Source organism: Lactobacillus crispatus (assembly GCF_018987235.1).
GTDB lineage: Bacteria > Bacillota > Bacilli > Lactobacillales > Lactobacillaceae > Lactobacillus > Lactobacillus crispatus.
In genome coordinates this window covers 53,094-71,866 of record NZ_CP072197.1, presented here as the reverse complement: position 1 = coordinate 71,866, position 18,773 = coordinate 53,094, and the positions used below count along the sequence as shown (strand labels likewise).

Annotated in this window: 15 protein-coding genes and 1 pseudogene; 8 read left to right on the top strand and 8 right to left on the bottom strand. The window is 37.9% G+C overall.

The features are described from left to right. Positions 1 to 112: 112 nt before the first annotated feature. The 3 genes from J6L97_RS00345 to J6L97_RS00335 form a co-directional block, all read right to left on the bottom strand. Complete coding sequence (locus J6L97_RS00345) at positions 113 to 2,038, bottom strand: GTP-binding protein (RefSeq protein WP_057726854.1); 1,926 nt, start codon at positions 2,036 to 2,038, stop codon at positions 113 to 115. 72 nt (positions 2,039 to 2,110) lie between these two features. Beyond that, the gene (locus J6L97_RS00340) at positions 2,111 to 2,968 is read right to left on the bottom strand and encodes an aldo/keto reductase (RefSeq protein ID WP_057726855.1); all 858 of its coding nucleotides are present in this window, start codon (positions 2,966 to 2,968) and stop codon (positions 2,111 to 2,113) included. A gap of 146 nt (positions 2,969 to 3,114) precedes the next feature. Beyond that, positions 3,115 to 3,972 carry an IS982 family transposase gene (locus tag J6L97_RS00335; protein WP_118992340.1) on the bottom strand — a complete coding sequence of 286 codons (858 nt, stop codon included), beginning with the start codon at positions 3,970 to 3,972 and terminating at the stop codon, positions 3,115 to 3,117. 124 nt (positions 3,973 to 4,096) lie between these two features. On the opposite strand from J6L97_RS00335, the gene J6L97_RS00330 reads away from it, so the two are divergent. Beyond that, a complete protein-coding gene (locus J6L97_RS00330; RefSeq protein ID WP_223876376.1) occupies positions 4,097 to 4,927 on the top strand; it encodes a CorA family divalent cation transporter in 831 nt (276 codons plus the stop codon). Here J6L97_RS00330 and J6L97_RS00325 read toward each other — a convergent pair. Beyond that, positions 4,924 to 5,631, bottom strand: a complete 708-nt coding sequence (locus J6L97_RS00325) for a YjjG family noncanonical pyrimidine nucleotidase (protein ID WP_057726946.1) — start codon at positions 5,629 to 5,631, stop codon at positions 4,924 to 4,926. The genes J6L97_RS00330 and J6L97_RS00325 overlap by 4 nt on opposite strands. A gap of 337 nt (positions 5,632 to 5,968) precedes the next feature. Here J6L97_RS00325 and trpX point away from each other — a divergent pair, with 337 nt between their 5' ends. From trpX to J6L97_RS00310, 3 genes are read left to right on the top strand one after another with little or no spacing between them, the layout of a single operon-like run. Next, entirely contained in the window at positions 5,969 to 6,961 is a 993-nt protein-coding gene (gene trpX, locus J6L97_RS00320; protein WP_057726945.1) for a tryptophan ABC transporter substrate-binding protein, read from the top strand. Beyond that, complete coding sequence (locus J6L97_RS00315) at positions 6,958 to 7,854, top strand: ABC transporter permease (protein WP_013085615.1); 897 nt, start codon at positions 6,958 to 6,960, stop codon at positions 7,852 to 7,854. Before trpX ends, J6L97_RS00315 begins: the two co-directional genes overlap by 4 nt. Continuing rightward, the gene (locus tag J6L97_RS00310) at positions 7,851 to 8,612 is read left to right on the top strand and encodes an ABC transporter ATP-binding protein (RefSeq protein ID WP_013085614.1); all 762 of its coding nucleotides are present in this window, start codon (positions 7,851 to 7,853) and stop codon (positions 8,610 to 8,612) included. The genes J6L97_RS00315 and J6L97_RS00310 overlap by 4 nt, the downstream gene beginning before the upstream one ends. A gap of 407 nt (positions 8,613 to 9,019) precedes the next feature. Here J6L97_RS00310 and J6L97_RS00305 read toward each other — a convergent pair whose 3' ends face one another. After that, positions 9,020 to 10,354 (bottom strand): SLC45 family MFS transporter, encoded by a 1,335-nt coding sequence (locus J6L97_RS00305; RefSeq protein WP_005720622.1) that lies wholly within the window; start codon positions 10,352 to 10,354, stop codon positions 9,020 to 9,022. A 183-nt stretch (positions 10,355 to 10,537) separates the two neighbouring features. On the opposite strand from J6L97_RS00305, the gene J6L97_RS00300 reads away from it, so the two are divergent. Next, positions 10,538 to 10,720 (top strand): hypothetical protein, encoded by a 183-nt coding sequence (locus J6L97_RS00300; RefSeq protein ID WP_013085612.1) that lies wholly within the window; start codon positions 10,538 to 10,540, stop codon positions 10,718 to 10,720. A 33-nt stretch (positions 10,721 to 10,753) separates the two neighbouring features. Here the strand turns inward: J6L97_RS00300 and J6L97_RS00295 are convergent, their stop codons facing one another. Next, positions 10,754 to 11,326, bottom strand: coding sequence for an SGNH/GDSL hydrolase family protein (locus tag J6L97_RS00295; protein WP_013085611.1), 573 nt, complete (start codon positions 11,324 to 11,326; stop codon positions 10,754 to 10,756). Then, positions 11,326 to 12,360: an AI-2E family transporter gene (locus tag J6L97_RS00290; protein ID WP_057726948.1), complete on the bottom strand. Its 1,035-nt coding sequence runs from the start codon at positions 12,358 to 12,360 to the stop codon at positions 11,326 to 11,328. The genes J6L97_RS00295 and J6L97_RS00290 overlap by 1 nt, the downstream gene beginning before the upstream one ends. 196 nt (positions 12,361 to 12,556) lie before the next feature. On the opposite strand from J6L97_RS00290, the gene J6L97_RS00285 reads away from it, so the two are divergent. Next, a complete protein-coding gene (locus J6L97_RS00285; RefSeq protein WP_057726944.1) occupies positions 12,557 to 14,317 on the top strand; it encodes an oligopeptide ABC transporter substrate-binding protein in 1,761 nt (586 codons plus the stop codon). Positions 14,318 to 14,511: 194 nt separating this feature from the next. Continuing rightward, positions 14,512 to 15,706 (top strand): annotated as a pseudogene (locus J6L97_RS00280) (ISL3 family transposase); the annotation flags it as partial. Between the two features lie 196 nt (positions 15,707 to 15,902). Here J6L97_RS00280 and J6L97_RS00275 read toward each other — a convergent pair. Beyond that, positions 15,903 to 17,081: an IS256 family transposase gene (locus tag J6L97_RS00275; RefSeq protein WP_005728142.1), complete on the bottom strand. Its 1,179-nt coding sequence runs from the start codon at positions 17,079 to 17,081 to the stop codon at positions 15,903 to 15,905. A gap of 260 nt (positions 17,082 to 17,341) precedes the next feature. Between J6L97_RS00275 and J6L97_RS00270 the strand changes: the two genes are divergently transcribed. Next, positions 17,342 to 18,532, top strand: coding sequence for an IS3 family transposase (locus J6L97_RS00270; RefSeq protein WP_318780431.1), 1,191 nt, complete (start codon positions 17,342 to 17,344; stop codon positions 18,530 to 18,532). The last annotated feature ends 241 nt before the right edge of the window (positions 18,533 to 18,773 follow it).

Below are 18,773 nucleotides of genomic sequence, written 5' to 3'. Positions count from 1 at the left end.
ATAACTAGTCAAATATTTCGCTTATTTCAAGTTGCACTTTTTAATAAGAAAAACACTATGCCGCATTTTTAATGTTTCACATGTAACAAGATAAGCAATTCATGGTATCATGCTAATCTAATGGATAAGTATAAGGATATTGTGCAGTCTCTGGCACCTTATCCCAAGTGACGGTGTGACCTGCACCATGTGAACAAAAGACAGAGTTAGGCGTATTCTCCAGATCAGAAACGGGATCATAATTCTTTTCCTCAATAATTTCTGCCGCATTGTGACAAGGCAAATAACCACTGACTACGCATTCAAGATTACCTTCACCATGCGTATAATTGCGCACTTCTGTCGCATAATCTTGCATTTCAGCTACCGGTGCAGAACCGGATATGACTGTTCGTTCACCAATATTTTCAGGCGTACTAAATTTTCCATTCATGCGCTGAATATCATTTAAAGCACGCCCTACCTGATCTTTTCCTATTTCTAAGCGGAAATCATACCACGGTTCGAGCAAAATAGTTTGCTGGCGCAATTTTTCTTCCATCAAGCCCTGCCGCACTGCACGATAAGTTGCTTCACGGAAATCGCCACCAACCGAATGTACAATTGAGCCTTTACCACCGATCAAGGTAATCTTCATATCTGTAATCGGCGAAGCTGTCAAAACACCAAGATGTTCTTTAGACTTCAATGCCGTCATGATTTGATGTTGCCAATTTTTAGTCAAAACTTCTAAACTGCATTTATTTTCAAAAACAATACCGCTATTACGTGGCAGTGGCTCCAGTAAAAGATGAACTTCCGCGTAGTGACGTAGCGGTTCAAAGTGGCCTACTGCTTCAATTGGTTTAGTGATTGTTTCTTGATAAAGAATACTTCCCTGTTCAAAAACAATATTCAAATCAAAACGTTCTTGCATTAACTGTTCTAAAATTTCTAATTGAATCTTTCCCATCACTTGCACGTGGATTTCTTGCAAATGTTCGGACCAAGTCACATGCAGCTGTGGATCTTCATCTTCCAAGGTTTGCAGAGCTTTTAAGCAAGCGTGAAGATCATTATCCTGGGGATTAACTTTATAGGTCAAAACTGGCTTAAGCAGTGCAGTTGGTGCATCCCCCACGCCGAATTCTTGTCCTGGATACGTCTTTGCCAATCCTGTTGCAGCAACGATCTCTCCAGCAGCTGCTTCAGTAATAGTTACAAATTTTTCACCATTATAACTACGCAGCTGATTAATTTTCTCACCAGCTAATTCAGTCTTGGCTTTTAAGCTGCCACCCAAAATTCGCAACCAAGTTAAGCGTTCACCCTTAGCATCATGTGAGATCTTAAAACACCGTGCCGCAAACTTATCAGAGAATTCCTTTTCCTTAGTCCATTTACTAAAACCAGCCAAAAATTCCGTAATTCCCGTTAATTTCAACGCAGAACCAAAATAAATTGGAAAAACTTTCCGCTGCACAATTGCATTCTGCACGTCCTGATCATAAATGGCACCACTATCCAAATACTTCTCAAGCAAGGCATCATCTGTGGCAGCCACATTTTCATAAAATTCATCATCAATCTTCGAAAAATCAACGCAACTCTCACTTAAGTTCTTTTGAATATCAACCAACGCCATCCCTCGATCAGCGCCTATCGCATCAACCTTATTCACAAAAATAAAAACTGGTACCTGATATCGCTTGAGCAAATGCCACAAAGTACGAGTGTAACTAGTTACACCATCTGTAATTGAAATAACCAAGATAGCATAATCAAGTACACTCAGCGTTTCTTCTGTTTGTGCACTGAAATCAACGTGTCCCGGTGTGTCCAACAACGTAATTTCTAAATCATCAGTCGTTAATTTAGCTTCATGAGAAAAAATGGTAATGCCACGTTTTTTCTCCAATTGATCTGTATCTAAAAAAGCATCCCCATTGTCTACTCTTCCTAGCGTCCGCAAATTTCCTGCCTTGTACAGCAGAGCCTCAGAAAGAGTCGTTTTGCCCGCGTCAACGTGAGCTACAATTCCTGTTGTAATTTTCTTCATTTTTTCACCTAATAAAAAAGTATCTTACTTCAAAAATAAGATACTTCTTGTGATAATTCAATTTTCTTAACTTTAAAAATCTACCTGATCCGGATCATTAGCCAACTTACTTGCCCCATGTAAACCATCAAGCTTCTCCATATCTTCTGGACTAATCTCAAAGTCAAAGACATCCGCATTAGCCGCAATATACTTAGGGTGTACTGACTTAGGCAATGGCAAAAAGCCATGTTGTAAGGACCAGCGAATCAAGATTTGGGCTGGTGACTTACCATAGTTTTCAGCAACTGCATTAACTACCTCATTGCCTAATAAACCACCTGTACCCAAAGGACTGTAAGCCTCATTAAGCAAATCATATTCCTTGCTTGCGGCCGTTACTTCCGGTTGCAAATCACTCGGATTCAAGTAACTTTGGTTAACTACCGGCTTAATCTCAGCAGTCTTCATTAATTCATCCAGGTGATGCTTTCTAAAGTTGGATACACCAATTGCGCGAATCTTGCCAGCCTTCACTGCTTCTTCCATTGCTTGCCAGCTTTCAGCATTTAATTCTGCCCAATGGTCACGCATATTGGCAGGATTTGGCCAGTGAATTAAATAAAGATCAAGGTAGTCTAAATCTAATTTTTCTAGACTAGTATCAATTGCCTTTTTAGTCTTGTCATAACCATGATCGGAATTCCACAATTTAGTAGTTACAAATAATTCATGGCGGTTAACGCCGCTACGTTTAATTGCTTCGCCAACACTTTCTTCATTGCCGTAAGCTGCTGCAGTATCAATGTGACGGTATCCCGCCTCAAGTGCGGCTTCAACAGATTCTCTTGCAACTTCTCCACTTGGTGTTTGCCAAGTACCAAAGCCAATTACAGGGATCTCTACACCATTATTTAGGGTATAAGTATCAGTAAGTGAATGTAATTCCATATTCTCACCTTTCTATATTTTTTGTTAAAAAAACATATTTTCAAGTCAACTTAATTCAGTCTAAAAAACATTACATGTTAATCTTAAACTAAAAAAGAAACAGAGGTGAACAAATATGCTTACTAATAGTCAGAATACGCGTGGTGCTAGTTAAATCTTTCTAGACAATAAGCCAAATTATAAGCTAAAATTGCAATTTCCAACCGGCTTTGAAAGCCTATCAGACTACGTGCTCGATTGTTCTCGGCATTGTAATAGGTCAGAAGCGAAAAGTCGCTTTCAATTGTTCTGCGAATAGCCATCAATTGATGATCATTGTGCTTTTTAGCTCCTGTCATATTTTTACGATATGGTGTCCAAAGTTCATAACCCATTTGTTTTAGCTGTTGATGCAGTTCTTTGCCTAAATAGCCTTCGTCGCCAAGAAGATAGTAATTAGATGGATGTGCATTTTCCATCAGTTCAACTGTCTCCTTGGCATCATGAACTGATGCTTTTGTTACGACATAATCAAGAATGTAACCGTCATCGCTAACAATGGCATGAACTTTGAAACCATAGAAGTAAATTTTCTTGGTGGCCTTATAACCAATGTTGGCATAACCGCGAAAAATTTTAGCACGATAGTTGCGAATTGGTTGGCAAACAGGTACCGGAAAGCTGTCAATGATCAAGAAATGTCCATTCAGGTCAACCTTTTTATTCATTTCTTGCCGTATCTGATAAATCAATTGCAATAGCTGACGTGAACGCCGATTAAAACGTGAGTGTGATAAACAATTGAAACATTCACAGAATCTTCTTTGTGATTCAATTCCTGTCTTAGCTTGCCAGATAAGTAAAGCCAAAATCAGACTGTCCGTAGTTTTAATTTGATCAATATTTCGCCGATGAGTAAACTCAGCCGGTGCATACAAACGATACCAGTGCCGACAAATTATCACTAAATCTTTAAAACTAACTTGTAAATGGTGGCTAAAACGCTTAAGCTTAAGGCAGTTCAATCAGATCAGACTCTTTTCTATTATTACTATTTACAAGTCGAGTCTAACAAGATTGGATTTTTTTATTAACTAAAACGATTTAACTAGCACCACGCGTAGTCAGAATATAATTTTAAAAGATCAATTGACGCAAAACGATATCGATCATTTAATCAAAAAATGGGATCTAGATCCTACAATTTTCACTTACCCTAATTCCTCGATTGAGGTTGCTCGTTTTATCCCTATTGATTCTAATAAACTAAAAAATGGTCACCTACTAGTCAGCTTTGATCTATTAAGCGCTGACTTACCTATTGAACAAAAATTAATTCCAGTTTTCACTATCTTTGACGAAAATCATCTTTTTATTGGTACAACAGCAAGCTGCTCAGAATTAAAGCCACAAGAAAATATTATTGAAACTATTTTCCAAAGCTTGTGTATTCAAATTAAACACATTCGGTCAGAATTAGTAACCATCAAACAAGAAATTGATCGTTTAGATCAAGCTGCTAGAAAGACAACTAAGACCAAAGAATTAAAAAAAGTAACAGATTTAACTCGCCAGCTAGTTTACTTAAAGCATACCTTAGATGATCAAACACCTAGTCTAGAAGAATTTGGCAATTATTTAGTAGAAAACAAGCTAGCAAATCAAGCCCGCGTCAAAAGTATCATGACCAAGCAAAAACGAATTACCAAAATGATTCATGTTTATACTGACTTGCTCGATTCCATTAGCGGCCTCTTTACCGCCATGATGGACAGTCACTTGAACCATTTAATGAAATATTTAGATTCAGCTGCCCTGGTAATTGCTCTTCCCGCTTTAATCAGTGGCATTTGGGGCATGAATGTCGGCGGCTTACCAGGTAAAGAAAATGAAAACGGCTTTTGGATTTTAATAATTTTTGCCAGCTTATTAACTATTGGTTGGGGCATCTTCTTGAAGAGCAAAAAGTATAATGATTAGTACTTCTTCTCAAAATCATTCTGCATTAATTTAACAAGTTCTGGATAGGTTTCTACCTCAAAAATTGGATGCAAATTCAAAGTATTTTTTCGATGGCGATGATTGTACCAAATACTATCAAAGCCATATTTTTCTGCACCTAAAATATCAGATTGTAGGCCGTCCCCAAAAAAGACAGTCTCACTCGGACCAATTTCCGTACGACTGAAGAAATAATCAAAAGCATGTGGGTTAGGCTTAGAATAGTGGGCTTCTTCTGACGTAACAATTAGGTCAAAATATTTTTTCACACCAGCAAGCTCCAACCGGTGATTTTGCATGAATTTTTCACCATTGCTCAAAACGGTCAGCTTATAGCCCTGCTTTTTAGCAAAAATCAAGGTGTCCTCAACCCCTGGCAATAATTGGTGTGCTTCGCCAAAGTATGAACGATATTCATCCATTGCCTTCTTGCCATCAATCTCAATACCAAAATGATCCAAAATGAAATCATGGAAAGTCATTTCACTTAACTCTTCATAAGTTAGTTCACCTTGTTCAAGCCGGCGCCAAAGTCCTTGATTATAAGAATGGTACTGCCGCTGCAATTCCGCAGATAAAGGCCAGTGATGAGCGTTAAACAAGCTATGTAAAGCAAAATCTTCAGTTGCCGCAAAATCGATAATTGTGTCATCTACATCAAAAATAATTTGTTTGTAACGCAATCTGGTCCCTTCTTTCTATGATGATTGTTAGAATAATTATTATAGCATGGTTAATAAAAAAATCATTTGACATCTTTCTCATAATTACTTAAAATTTAGCTAACAAATTTGAACGAAAGGAAGATTTTATCATGATTAAATTTACAGCAATCAATCGTTGGCAATTCCAGCACTAGAGTTGTTTCTGTTCGTGAAGTACAGATGCGACTCATTAAGATCGTATCTGTGCTGGTAAAATCTTCAAGAAATATTGCCCGCACGGAAAATAACGTGCGGGTTTTGTTTTAGGCATTTCCCGAAAAAAGGAAGTGCCTTTTTTGTTTGAAGGAGAAAAAGAATGAAAAGGTTAATCGGAACAATTATTGCTCTTTTTGCTTTTCTGGCAGTTGCATTTGTCAGTGAAGTAAATAAGAAAAATGCGGAAAAGAAAACGCCAACTATCGGTATCTTGCAAACAATGAGCCACCCCGCTCTAGATCAGATCCATCGAGGCATTATTCAAGGACTCAAAGATGAAGGATATATCGAAGGAAAAAATCTTAAAATTGATTTTCAAAATGCCCAAGGTGATCAAAGTAATCTGAAATCAATGAGCGATCGCTTTAGCCAGGAAAACGCAACTGTAACTATTGGAATTGCCACTCCTGCTGTCCAATCTCTAGCTAATACTTCTGGCAACATCCCTGTAGTTATGGGCGCGGTCAGCGATCCTCTTGGAGCTCATTTAGTAAAAAGTCTAACACATCCTGGCGGTAAAATTACCGGTGTCCAGGACCGCCAGCCAATCGCCAGCCAGCTGGCCTTAATGCAAGAAATTCTACCTAAAGCCAAAAACATCGGTGTCATTTACACCTCAAGTGATGATTCATCAGCATCAGAGTACCGTGAATTCAGACGACTAGCTGAAGCAAAAGGACTTAAAGTTATCCCTTACACTATCACTTCAACCAATGATATCGAACAAGTTGCCCAAACCATGGTAGGCAAGGTTCAAGCAGTTTATGTCCCAACCGACAATACTGTAGCTAGTGGAATTGCCACCTTATTAAAGGCTACTAACAGTGCCAAGATCCCAGTTTTTCCTGCTGCCGATACTATGGTTAAAAGTGGTGGTCTCGCTACCAGGTGTGTCAGTCAATTCGACATGGGAATCTTAACTGGAAAAATGGCAGGACAAATTTTACATGGTAAAAACCCTGCTACTCTTCCCGTCAAGCGCGTAACCCATTATGAAACAGTAATCAATGAAAAAATAGCTCGTGAATTAAACATCACTATTCCTAACAGTGTAATTCAAGCTGCCCAAAAGAAAGGACGAATTATCAAATGAGCTTAATTACTTCTTCTATTGGCCAAGGCTTACTCTGGGGTATTTTAGCCTTAGGCCTCTACCTAACTTTTAGAATTTTGAATTTCCCAGACATGACTGTTGAAGGAACCTTCCCCTTCGGTGCCGCAATTTGTGTTAGTGCGTTAGTTCATGGCGTCAATCCTTTAGCAGCTACCATTCTTTCCTTCTTCGCTGGCATGGTCACTGGCTTAGTCACCGGCTTACTGTATACTAAAGGAAAAATCCCTGTTCTTTTAGCTGGTATTTTAACGATGACCAGTGTCTACTCAGTTAATCTTAGAATTCTAGGCAAGGCTAATGTAGGTTTACTTAACAAAAATACTTTACTAAACGGTCAGCTTTTACAAAAATTACCGATCAATTTTCCTACTATTGTTGTTGGTTTGATCATTGCCATTATCGTCATCGTTTTGCTAGCAGTTTTCCTTGATACTGATCTTGGTCAAGCCTTTATTGCCACTGGTGACAACGAAAAAATGGCTCAATCACTTGGCATTAATACCGATAATATGAAAATCTTAGGTCTAATGCTCTCTAATGGCTTGATTGGCTTAGCTGGCGGCCTTTTAGCCCAAAATGGTGGCTACGCCGACGTCAATATGGGTATCGGTACTATGGTTATCGGACTAGCTGCCATCATTATTGGTGAAGTCGTTTACGGCAATTTAAGTTTAACTGCCCGCTTGGTAGCAGTTGTTATCGGTAGTATTATTTATCGCCTTATCTTACTCCTAGTCCTCCAACTTGGCTTTAGTACCAACGACTTTAAATTGATTTCCGCTATTATTCTTGCTATTTGTATGATGTTACCTTTATTTGAACAAAAATTTCGCACTCGTAAATTATTAAAGAAAGGCGTTGAAAAACCATGAGTACTATTCTTGATTTACAAAATATTACCACTACCGTTAATGCTGGTACCAATGAAGAAAAGCAAATCCTCAAAAATATTAATCTAAAACTTGAAGATGGAGATTTTGTTACTCTTTTAGGAACCAACGGTGCTGGTAAATCAACGCTACTAAATATTATCAATGGCTCTATTTTTCCTACTAGCGGAAAAATAATGCTCAAAGACCAAGATTTAACCAATCTTTCTGAAGTAAAACGCGCTAAATATATTGCCCAAGTATTCCAAGATCCTAAAATGGGTACAGCTCCGCGAATGACTGTTGCAGAAAACTTATTACTTGCAACCAAACGAGGTGAACACCGCGGTCTGCGTTTAAGAGGCCTAGATAAACATATGCAAGAATTTAAACGCCAGGCGGCCCAACTCCCTAATGGGTTAAATGAACGCTTAAATACTTTTGTGGGTAATCTTTCTGGTGGTCAACGACAAACATTAAGTTTTTTAATGGCAACAATTAAGCGCCCTGATTTGCTCTTACTAGATGAGCATACTGCGGCGTTAGATCCAAATACTAGCCGCGAATTGCTTGAACTAACTGATAAAGTTGTGCAAGAAGAGCATTTGACTTGCATCATGATCACTCACCAATTAAAAGACGCAATCAAATACGGAAACCGCACTATCATTTTAAACAATGGTAGAATCGTTTTTGATGTCAAAGGCGACGACAAAAAACGCCTAACTGAGGAGGATATTCTGCAATACTTCACAGATTAGAACGTTATTTTAGGATTATAAGTTAAGAGTGAACGACAGCTATAATATGAACACTGTGAATTTGCGGATTTTCTTATTATAATAAGAGCCGAGGTCATCGTTAAGGGACTTATACCAAAAAATCTCCACAGTTATTCAAAATGCAATGTCATTAAGTTAAGCTATTGACTTTTAAAAACTGATCTTTTTAGGAATCGAATCATTTGGATTCGATTCTTTTTTTTGCAAAAATAAAGGCGAAAAGACAAACGAAATTTAAAAGCCAAGTCTGCAGTATATTACATGTATCGCGTGGCCTAATAAAAAAGAAATACAAACTACGCTTATTTAGCATACGCAAAAAAGCATCAAATTGGCTATCTAAAGCCAAATGATGCCTTTATTGTTTTTTTATCGGAAAAATTATGCTATTTTACGTAAGTTTCCTTAATTGCTAAAACTGATAAAGCGCCTAAGAAGCCTGAAATACCAGTAATCAACATCATTGCTGGCATGGAGTTACCCACCATTGGGAAAATCATGAAGCTGAGCAGTGATGCCACAATTTGAGGTAAGCAGATTGAGCAATTGAACAAACCTAAGTATGTTCCCATGTGTTTACCTGATAAAGCATTAGATACCATCGTCAATGGATAAGTATTCATACCAGCCCAACTGATGCCAATTAAAATGAAGGATAGAATTAAAAACCCCTGAGAATGAATCAAGAAGATTGAAGTATATCCTACTCCACCTAGTAGCAAACTGATACCGTAACCTAGCTTGTGGTGATTATTTGGAACCTTCGCTAAAACATATGACCAAACTACTGCCGCAATTGATTGTACAGCAGTTAAAACACCAAACCAGTTACCAGCAATCTGGTAGCCTGCAGAGGAGGCATTGGTCGTATTCCAAACATTTTGTGCAATAGCACCAGTAGCGTAAGTTGATAGATATTGGAAAGAGATCCAGCAGAAGAACTGAACTAATGACACTTGCCAGAAGACTTTTGGCGCCTTCTTAAGCAGTTCAATCCAACCACCGCCTTCTTGATTATCAGATTCTTTAATTCCATGATAACGAGCGTAGGTTTCTGGATCATATTCATGTACTCTGAATATCGTGAACAATGATGTAATGACTAAAACGGCAGCACCAACATAAAATGAAATAATTACTGATTGTGGTACCACACCCTTTTTAGCAGTATTAGCAACACCCAAACTAGTTAACAAGAACGGGAAAAATGCGGCAATAACAGCACCAAAGTTGGACAACATGCTTTGAATCCCATAGGCATATGACTTTTGTTCATCATTGACCATGTCACCAATCATCATTTTAAATGGTTGCATTGCCATGTTCGATGCCACGTCTAATATCGCGATTGCAACAGCACCAAATATTAGAGCCTCAATTGAACCATAGCCTAGACCAAAACTACCAACATTTGGTAACAAAATCATAGTAATTACGGCAAAGATCATACCGACTAATAAATATGGCAAACGCCGTCCAATCTTAGGAATCCAAGTTCGATCGGATAATGATCCAATTCCAGGTTGCACTACCAATCCAGCTAACGGCGGTAAAATAAAGAACCAGCCTAGTTTAGTTGGATCAGCACCCAATGTTTGGAAGATTCGACTCATCTGTGATGTTTCCAAAGTAAAGGCGATTTGCACACCCAAATACCCCAAACTAATCATCCAAATTGTCGTACTAGCTAGCGTAGGTAACCCAGTTTTTTTCTCCTCCATTTATTTTTCCTCTCGTTTCTTAAATCGCTTTCAATAGTTAAAATATAGCGGTTACAGAAAGAGCTTTCAATATGATTTATCTTGTTACCGGTAACTAAATTTTTCTAAAGCATTAATCTTCCTACTATTCTATTCGTCCAATTTGGTAGTAAAATACTCTCATAGATTTATGGAGGTATTAATATGCTTTCTTTATTATTAACATTACTCTTACTCTGGCTATTCTTTAAATTAGGAATTGGTCTCATTAAAGTTATCGGCTTTTTACTAGTCGTAGGAATTATGTTTTTCTTTTTTGCCTATTTGCTCATTCCGTTCTTGGCCATTGCGCTAGCTGGAAGCTTGCTTTGGGCAACATTAAAATAGCGAAAAATAAAGGACCGCAAATTGCGATCCTTTTTACATTTGTTTCAAATTTTCAGCGATTAGTTTTCCTAAAATCTCATAGCCACGATCACCAAAATGAAGTCCATCGTTTTTTACTCCTTGACAAATCTCGCTTAAATCGCCAGTATCCCGCATAGCTTGTGCCAGATCTGCATAACGAAAATGATACTCATGTGCTACTTCTTTCACGATCTGAGCATATTCCGCTACTAACGTATTATTCCGTACACGTTGCTTAGCTTCATCAACAGCTGGCGGCGAAACAAGCAGAACATGTGGTGGGTAATATTGACAAATTATTGCCGAGGAAATAATTTCCATATTTTGCTTAAATTGCCTTGCTGGCACTTGTTTGTGCATAGCCAAATCATTGGTTCCCAGCAAGATCACCAAATTATCGCACTGCTTTACGCTTAGTACTAATTCATTTAATTTGGCAAAAAATGCCCCAGAATTAATTCCCGAAACAGCCGTATTTTCTAGTTCAATCTCAGGCAAAAGCTGTTGTAAATTCCAATTAAGGTGCGGTTCATTTTTTCCTTCCTGGCGTGCAATAATGCTATCACCTGTCAAAAGTACTCTCATTATTTACTCGCTTTCTTTTTACTTTTCTTCGCCGATTTAATCCCTAAGACATCAAGCAAGAAAGTGAAGATCGGCACACCGACAATCAGGCCCCAAGTACCCCAGAAGTGTTCAGCTACTAACAAAACTAAAAAAGTATAGAAAATTGGTAATTCAGTTTTGCTAGCCATAAATTTGGGATTCAACACATAGGCCTCAATTGCATGAATAATCATGATCATAATGAAGATATAAATCACATAACGAATGCCACCAACAGAATAGCCGATAATACTTAATGGAATTAAAGAAATGATCACACCAGCTACTGGCACTAAACTTAAAATAAAGACCATTAAGCCTAAGGCAATAATTTGCGGCATATGCATAAATGCCAGACCAATCATCGTCAAGGCCGTATTACAAATGGCAATAAAGAATTGCGCCTCTAAAACGACACCAAAAGTATTGGTAAACTTTTTACCAAAATAGCGAATATCCTCAAAAAGCCATTTAAAGTAACCACTTTTAACAAATAACTTTGAAAATTCAATCATTCTATCTAATTCAATCGTATAGAAGAAACTTAAAATCAAGGACATAAAGGTAGCAATTGTTAAACTACCAAAATTGGTCACCGTATGCAGAGCAAAAGTCCCAACTCGCTTTGCCTGCGTAACAATCTCACCTTTACTGATATAACGCGTTACATGGCTGGCTAAGCGCGATGATTCATTTGATTCATAAAACGCCATCACTGACTTTACCATTTTAGATATTTGGCCAACTAACATGGGCAAATAAATGGTAACCACGAAATAAAGCAGCGCCAAGATAATTAGATATGTTACCGCAACAATTAGACCTGTTGGTATTTTAGGAAAATACCGCTGCACTAGATGAATTAAATGCACGATCACATAAGTAAAAATAAAAGTTAATAATACTGTGTTCATCATTGCTCGTATTTCATAAAGGCAGGCAATAATTAATAGCAGTACCACAAATCGACGTAATGGAATATTATTTTTAAATTTTTTCCAGGCTGTATCCATATTTTCCTCCAACATAAAAAGCTGTTATTTCCTTATTCTATGCCTAATTAGCCAAGAAAGAAAACTAATCTTAGCTTCAAAAATAATTTAAAAATAATATTTTTCACATTTTTATTCATTTTTCTATTGTTTTTTTCATTTTAATATCATAGAATAAAACTCAAATATTTTTAATTTATTTGGAGGTGCTTTTTGAATGAGTAAAGCAAAACGATATTTTGGTGCATTAGCACTTGTTTCTGGGGCAGCTTTAAGTTTGGTTGCCTGTGGTAATAATAAGAATGCCAAGACTAATGATGCGGCAGATACACATCACAAGTTCAGTCAAACTGTTCCTGTGAAAAGTGTTAAAAAAGGTGGGACCTTAAATTACGCTATCGAGTCAGATAGTCCCTTCACTGGTATTTTCTTGCCAGAATTATCTGATACTGCTACCGACTCCGAAGTTGCAGGACCAGGACAAGAAGGGTTATTCTCAGTCAACGATCAATACAAGATTAACAATAAAGGTGCTGCTACCTTTAAGCTTGACCGTAAAGCCAAGACCGTAACTATCGAGGTTAAGAAGGGTGTTAAGTGGTCAGACGGCAAGCAAGTTAATGCTAAAGACGTGGAATACGCTTATGAAATTATCGCTAATAAAGACTCCAAGTCACAACGTTATACCGATTCTCTTGCCGACATTGTTGGTTTAGCAGAATATCACGAAGGCAAGAGCAAGAAGATTTCTGGTATTGAGATGCCTGATGGCGAAAATGGCCGCAAGGTCGTAATTCACTTTAAACAAATGAAGCCTGGTATGCTTCAATCAGGTAACGGTTACTTCTGGGAATACGCTGAACCTTACCATTACTTAAAGGACGTACCATTCTCCAAGTTGATGTCTAGTGACAAGGTTAGAAAACAACCACTCTTCTACGGCCCATTCCGCGTAAGCAAGCTTGTTCGTGGTCAATCTGTCACTTGGGAACGTAACCCGCATTACTGGCGTGGTACACCAAACTTGGAAAAGGTATCCATGACAGTCATCGGTACCAACTCAGTTACTCAAGCCATCAAGAGTCACAAGTTCGACGTTGCTGGTGTCGTTAATACCCAATGGGAAGATGTTAAGAATGCCACTGACACTAACTTTATCGGCAATGTGCCTCTATCTTATAGCTACTTAGGCTTTAAGGTAGGTAAATGGGACAAAAAGGCTGGCAAAAACGTTGAAAACAAGAATTCTAAGATGAATAATCCATCATTACGTAAGGCAATGGCTTATGCAATGAACGTTGATGCAGTCGCTAAACGTTACTACCACGGCTTGGCCTTCCGCGTTAACACTTTGATCCCTGAACAATTTGGTGATTATACTGACAAGTCAATCAAGGGTTACCCATACAACTTGAAGAAGGCTAACGAATTATTGGATAAAGCCGGCTACAAGAAGAAGGGTGAATACAGAGTTCAACCTAACGGCAAGAAGTTAGTAATTAACTTGGCTGTTAGAAACAACTCAACTACCGCTGAACCTGTTTGGAGAAACTACATCCAACAATGGAAGAAAGTTGGTTTGGATGTTAAATTTGTCGGCGGCCGTCCAATGGAATTCAACAACTGGGTACAAGCTGTCCAATCTGACGATCCAAGAATCGACGTCTTCGAAGGTGGTTGGTCACTTTCAAGTGAACCATCCCCTAACGACCTTTACAATGAAGCTGCACCATACAACTTGGCTCGTTTCGTTTCACCTAAGCAAACTAAGCTTTTGGCTGATATCGACTCAGAGAAGGCCTTCAATCCTACTTACCGTGCTAATGCCTTCAAGAAGTGGCAAAAGTGGATGTATGATGAAGCATACGTTGTGCCAACTACCAACCAATACTCAATCACTGCTGTTAACAAGAAGGTCACTGGCTGGTCACTTAAGCCTAGTGCCAACACTTGGTTCACTGCAGGTTTCGTAAAATAATTTCTTGAACAATCCTTTTTCTATATTTTCTATAACAAATAAAATTTACTTTTCAACCCCTATCAATTAATCTCAAAATATTGGCTCTATAATTTTTCCTGTTGATGACTTATCTATATGATAAGCTGTTAACAGGATTTTTTATTGCAAAAAAGAGGACATAGTCCTCTTCAATAAAAATCGTTTCCACACAAATTCTTATAAATAAAGGTGATTTCTATAAATCGATCAAACTGCAAAAGCATAAAATCTATGAAGCTGAATTGCTTCAACCTGCTTGTCCTTTCTGCGGCTCCCTAGATCTCTTACACAATGGCCATTTGATTACCAACATTCACTATCCGATAGCTATTGCAAGTTTACCGGTCATTATCAGATTAGCTAAGCAACGAGTTAAATGTCGCACTTGTGAGCGCTGGTCTATGGCTCAGTCTGAATTGGTAAATAAATACTGTTCTATTTCTAATGCCTCTAAGCTTAAAGTGTTGTCAGCTTTAACTGAAGATCGATCTATGACCAGCATTGCCAGAGAAAACAATATTTCAATTAATACTGTTCAAAGAGTACTGGGCAACTATTCACACCGGTTTATTGACAGCTACGAATATTTGCCAGCTCATTTAGCTTTTGATGAGTTACCGCTAGCTGCACTTTATCTGCCTGGATGGTGATAATCATCAAGTTGTTCAGATTCTTAGAACTCGCTACAAGAAGACGCTGCTTAAGTATTTTGGTCGTTTCTCGCTCCAAGCTAGAGCTAACGTTAAAACGGTCACGATGGATCTTAATTTTTACTATCAAGATATCGTTAGAGCTTGTTTTCCTAATGCACAGATTGTCATTGATCGTTTTCACATGATTCAAATGCTTACGCGCTCATTCAACTCGCTGAGAGTCCAAGTCATGAAGACCTTTGATAAAAGATCGCGGCAATATCAGCTGCTTAAGTCTCCTTGGAAATTATACTTGAAGAAGTTTGATGAACTTGAAAAAGTTCATCCTCACTATAACTGGCACTACAAAGACTGCTTAACTCAAGCACAAGTAGTTACAGAAGGCATCAATACCAGCACTACCTTAGAGAATTCATATAACCTGATGCAAAGCTTTATTCAAGCCGTTGAAACGGGCAATACTCATGAGCTCAAATTATTAATCAACTGCCAAGATCAAATTGGGACTTTAATGCACAAAACACTATTGACCTTTAAACATAACCTAAAAGCTGTGCTTAATGGAGCAAAACTGCCTTATTCTAACGGCTGCCTTGAAGGGTTCAACCGCAAGCTCAAACAAATTGAACGAACAGCTTTTGGCTATTCTAATTTTACTAATCTCTTAACCAGAATTCGTTTGGAAGAAAATCTGTACAAAGAAAAAGAACCAAACTGTAGTGACCCTCGAAATTCGGACATGAATCTCGAGGGTTTTACTATGTCTAAACTAACTAAAAAGGATAAAATTCATATTTTTGAAGAATGGACTTTAGAAAATAAACGTGGAACGTACTTAAGTAAGAAATAGAAACTGTCAAATCTTTTGTGTAAATAGATCTTTCTCGTAAATTGATTTTTTAATTATTTATTTAATCAAAGTAGGATTCTAAGGTGTCCTGAACCTGACCAAAGCCTTTATGAATTCGATTGAAATAACGGTCATTGTAGCTCATTGCCTGGATGCCAATAAATGCATCAAGCGACTGTTCAGTTGGAAATTCTGCCTTAGGCTTAGCTTTACGCTTGATGACGTTGTTAAAGGATTCAATCATATTGGTTGAATAAATTGAAGCTCTGATTTGTTTGGGATAATTGTAGAAGACTAGCAGATCGGGCTCAATTTCCTTCAAACCTTTGATGACATGGCTATAAGCTTTATTCCATTTGGCATAGAATTTGTGCAAGACAGCTGCAGCTTCTTTTTTGCTTGTCTGTTGATGTATCTGCTTGAATTCGTTCATGATCTTTTCACGATCGTCGACGCGTACTTTAGCGCAGATATTGCGCATGACATGAACCAGGCAGCGTTGAAAATGAGCTTTAGGATAAGTCCTGGCCAAGGCTGTTTTCATGCCAACAACACCATCAGAAAGAAAAAGCTCAACTTGCTTCAAGCCTCTGGACTTCATGTTTTGAAGCATCTCTGTCCAAACTTCAATGTTCTCACTAGGAGCAATGCAGTAGTCAATGACTTCCTTATGTCCATTAGGTTTAATGCCAATGGCAATATATACTGCTTCACGCTCAAACGTTTCTCGGCGCAAAGGAAGGTATGTCGCATCCAAATAGACACAGAAAAACTTGTCGCTTAGCTTGCGCTTGTGATAAGCCTCAATCTTGGGGAGCATCTGCTTGGAAATATTTGATACTTGAGCTGGACTATAATGACTGCCATACATTTTCTCAATCAAGTCAGCGATTTCTCTGGTAGTTACGCCTTTGGAGTATAGCTTGATAATCGTGCTTTCCAAAACATCAGAGTGCTGCTTGTAGTCAGGCAGCGTGTGCTGATGAAACTGACCGTTGCGGTCTCGAGGCACTTGCACTTCAATTGGTCCAAACTGGGTATCAACCTTGCGGAAATAAGCACCATTTCTAGAATTGCCAGTATTCCAGCCATTTCTGGCATAGGGATCATAGCCTAGAAAGGCAGTCAACTCAGCTTCTAGCAAGTTATTAACAGCCTGTTGTAGCTCTTTGCGCAATAAATCATTTATTTTGTCTGGATTGAATAGAGCTTGAGCAAAATCTTTGGTAAAATCATTCATGAAGGAGTTCTTCTTTCTGTATGTGTTTTTTTGTTCAAACCAATCATACGAGAAAGGAACTCCTTTTTCTAATGTTTAAAGAAATAAATTTAAGGAATCATTCATCCTTACACAAACTATTTTACAGTCTCAAGAAATATGGTATCAGAAGAGAAAAGGTAAATTATCTAATAAATTTAATTAAAATTCATGGCTTATCAGTACTTGATAAATCTTATACGCATTACTCAAAAGAGTATAAAGAACATGCCATAAAAAGAGTGCTTTTAGGAAATGAATCGATTAATGCAGTAGCACTTGATCTAGGTTTGCCTGGTAATGGTATGTTAAGCAATTGGATTCGCTCTTACAAAGAAAATGGATATAATGTCGTTATCAAGAAGAAAGGACGACGAATCCATGAGCAAGAAAGAGTTAAACGAATTAGAACGGCTCAAGCAAGAAAACGCCAAGTTGCGTCGCCAGAATTTAAAGCTTACTGTCGAAAACGCATATATAAAAAAATTGGATGCCTTGGTTCAAAAAAGAAAGAGCCAACCAAAACAGAAATAGCACAAGCTGTTACCGAATTGAGGCATGAACTGGGGCTCGCAGTAAAGAAGATCATTGAAATTATTAACGCTAATGAAGATCTGCCGCACATCTCGCGCAGTAACTACTATGACGTTTATACTCGTGAGGATAAGGATCAAGTTCATCATAGTGATGTGATGATGCGCATTCGGGAGATCTATGATGAGATTAAGAATCGTTATGTTGCCCCAGGTTATCGTCGTATTACACATATTTTGCATCGTGAAGGCTATCAGATTAATCGTAAAACTGTTAATCGTTTAATGCGCAAAATGGATTTGTACGGTTATGTGATGAAGCGTAGACATCCATATAGCAGCTATCAAGGAGATATTAAAGGCAGAATCAAACCAGACTTAATTAAACGCAAATTCTTTGCTTTAAGACCGAATATGAAATGGTATACCGATATTACCGAATTCAATCTAAGGGGTAAGAAACTCTATTTATCACCTATCATTGATGGCTGCGGACGTGATATCGTTGCTTATAATATTTCTCGTCATCCTAATCTGAAACAAGTGATGTCAATGTTGGATGATGCTTTTAAAACTAATCAGGCACTAAATGGTTTAATCTTTCATACAGATCGAGGCTGGCAATACCAACACAAGGCTTATCAACATGAACTAGCTATTCGCGGTATTGAACAAAGCATGTCTAGAAAAGGCTGTTCTCCAGATGATGGCTTAATGGAGGGCTTCTTTGGCATTCTCAAACGTGAAATGTTCTATGGTCAGGAGAAGAAATATGCTTCACTTGACGAATTAGAGCAAGCTATCAGAAAATATATAGACTATTACAATACGGAAAGAACTAAGGATAAACTAAAAGAACTTACTCCGATAGAATATCGGAATAAGTCCTTAGTCGCATAATATCAATAAAGTGTCCGAAAAATGCGGGTCACTACAAACAGCCTTTTAATGGTTGCTTGATTCTTTTTATTTACTCATTATCAACAGGATTTGACAAAGAGCCTCAATTTTTAATTCATCACCGGCTTTTTATAGACTGAGTGTTTCACTAATCTCACACGTTAAATAAACAAAGATAATCTATAATTCTGTATAAATCACAACAATAATTAGCTTTACTATTTCAATATAGTCTATTTGC

Excerpts from the sequence above, each read along its gene's own strand:
- trpX (WP_057726945.1), top strand. The coding sequence starts at position 5,969 with ATGAAAAGGTTAATCGGAACAATTATTGCTCTTTTTGCTTTTCTGGCA.
- J6L97_RS00290 (WP_057726948.1), bottom strand. The coding sequence starts at position 12,360 with ATGGATACAGCCTGGAAAAAATTTAAAAATAATATTCCATTACGTCGA.
- J6L97_RS00300 (WP_013085612.1), top strand. The coding sequence starts at position 10,538 with ATGCTTTCTTTATTATTAACATTACTCTTACTCTGGCTATTCTTTAAA.
- J6L97_RS00305 (WP_005720622.1), bottom strand. The coding sequence starts at position 10,354 with ATGGAGGAGAAAAAAACTGGGTTACCTACGCTAGCTAGTACGACAATT.
- J6L97_RS00310 (WP_013085614.1), top strand. The coding sequence starts at position 7,851 with ATGAGTACTATTCTTGATTTACAAAATATTACCACTACCGTTAATGCT.
- J6L97_RS00340 (WP_057726855.1), bottom strand. The coding sequence starts at position 2,968 with ATGGAATTACATTCACTTACTGATACTTATACCCTAAATAATGGTGTA.
- J6L97_RS00295 (WP_013085611.1), bottom strand. The coding sequence starts at position 11,326 with ATGAGAGTACTTTTGACAGGTGATAGCATTATTGCACGCCAGGAAGGA.
- J6L97_RS00345 (WP_057726854.1), bottom strand. The coding sequence starts at position 2,038 with ATGAAGAAAATTACAACAGGAATTGTAGCTCACGTTGACGCGGGCAAA.
- J6L97_RS00275 (WP_005728142.1), bottom strand. The coding sequence starts at position 17,081 with ATGAATGATTTTACCAAAGATTTTGCTCAAGCTCTATTCAATCCAGAC.
- J6L97_RS00285 (WP_057726944.1), top strand. The coding sequence starts at position 12,557 with ATGAGTAAAGCAAAACGATATTTTGGTGCATTAGCACTTGTTTCTGGG.
- J6L97_RS00315 (WP_013085615.1), top strand. The coding sequence starts at position 6,958 with ATGAGCTTAATTACTTCTTCTATTGGCCAAGGCTTACTCTGGGGTATT.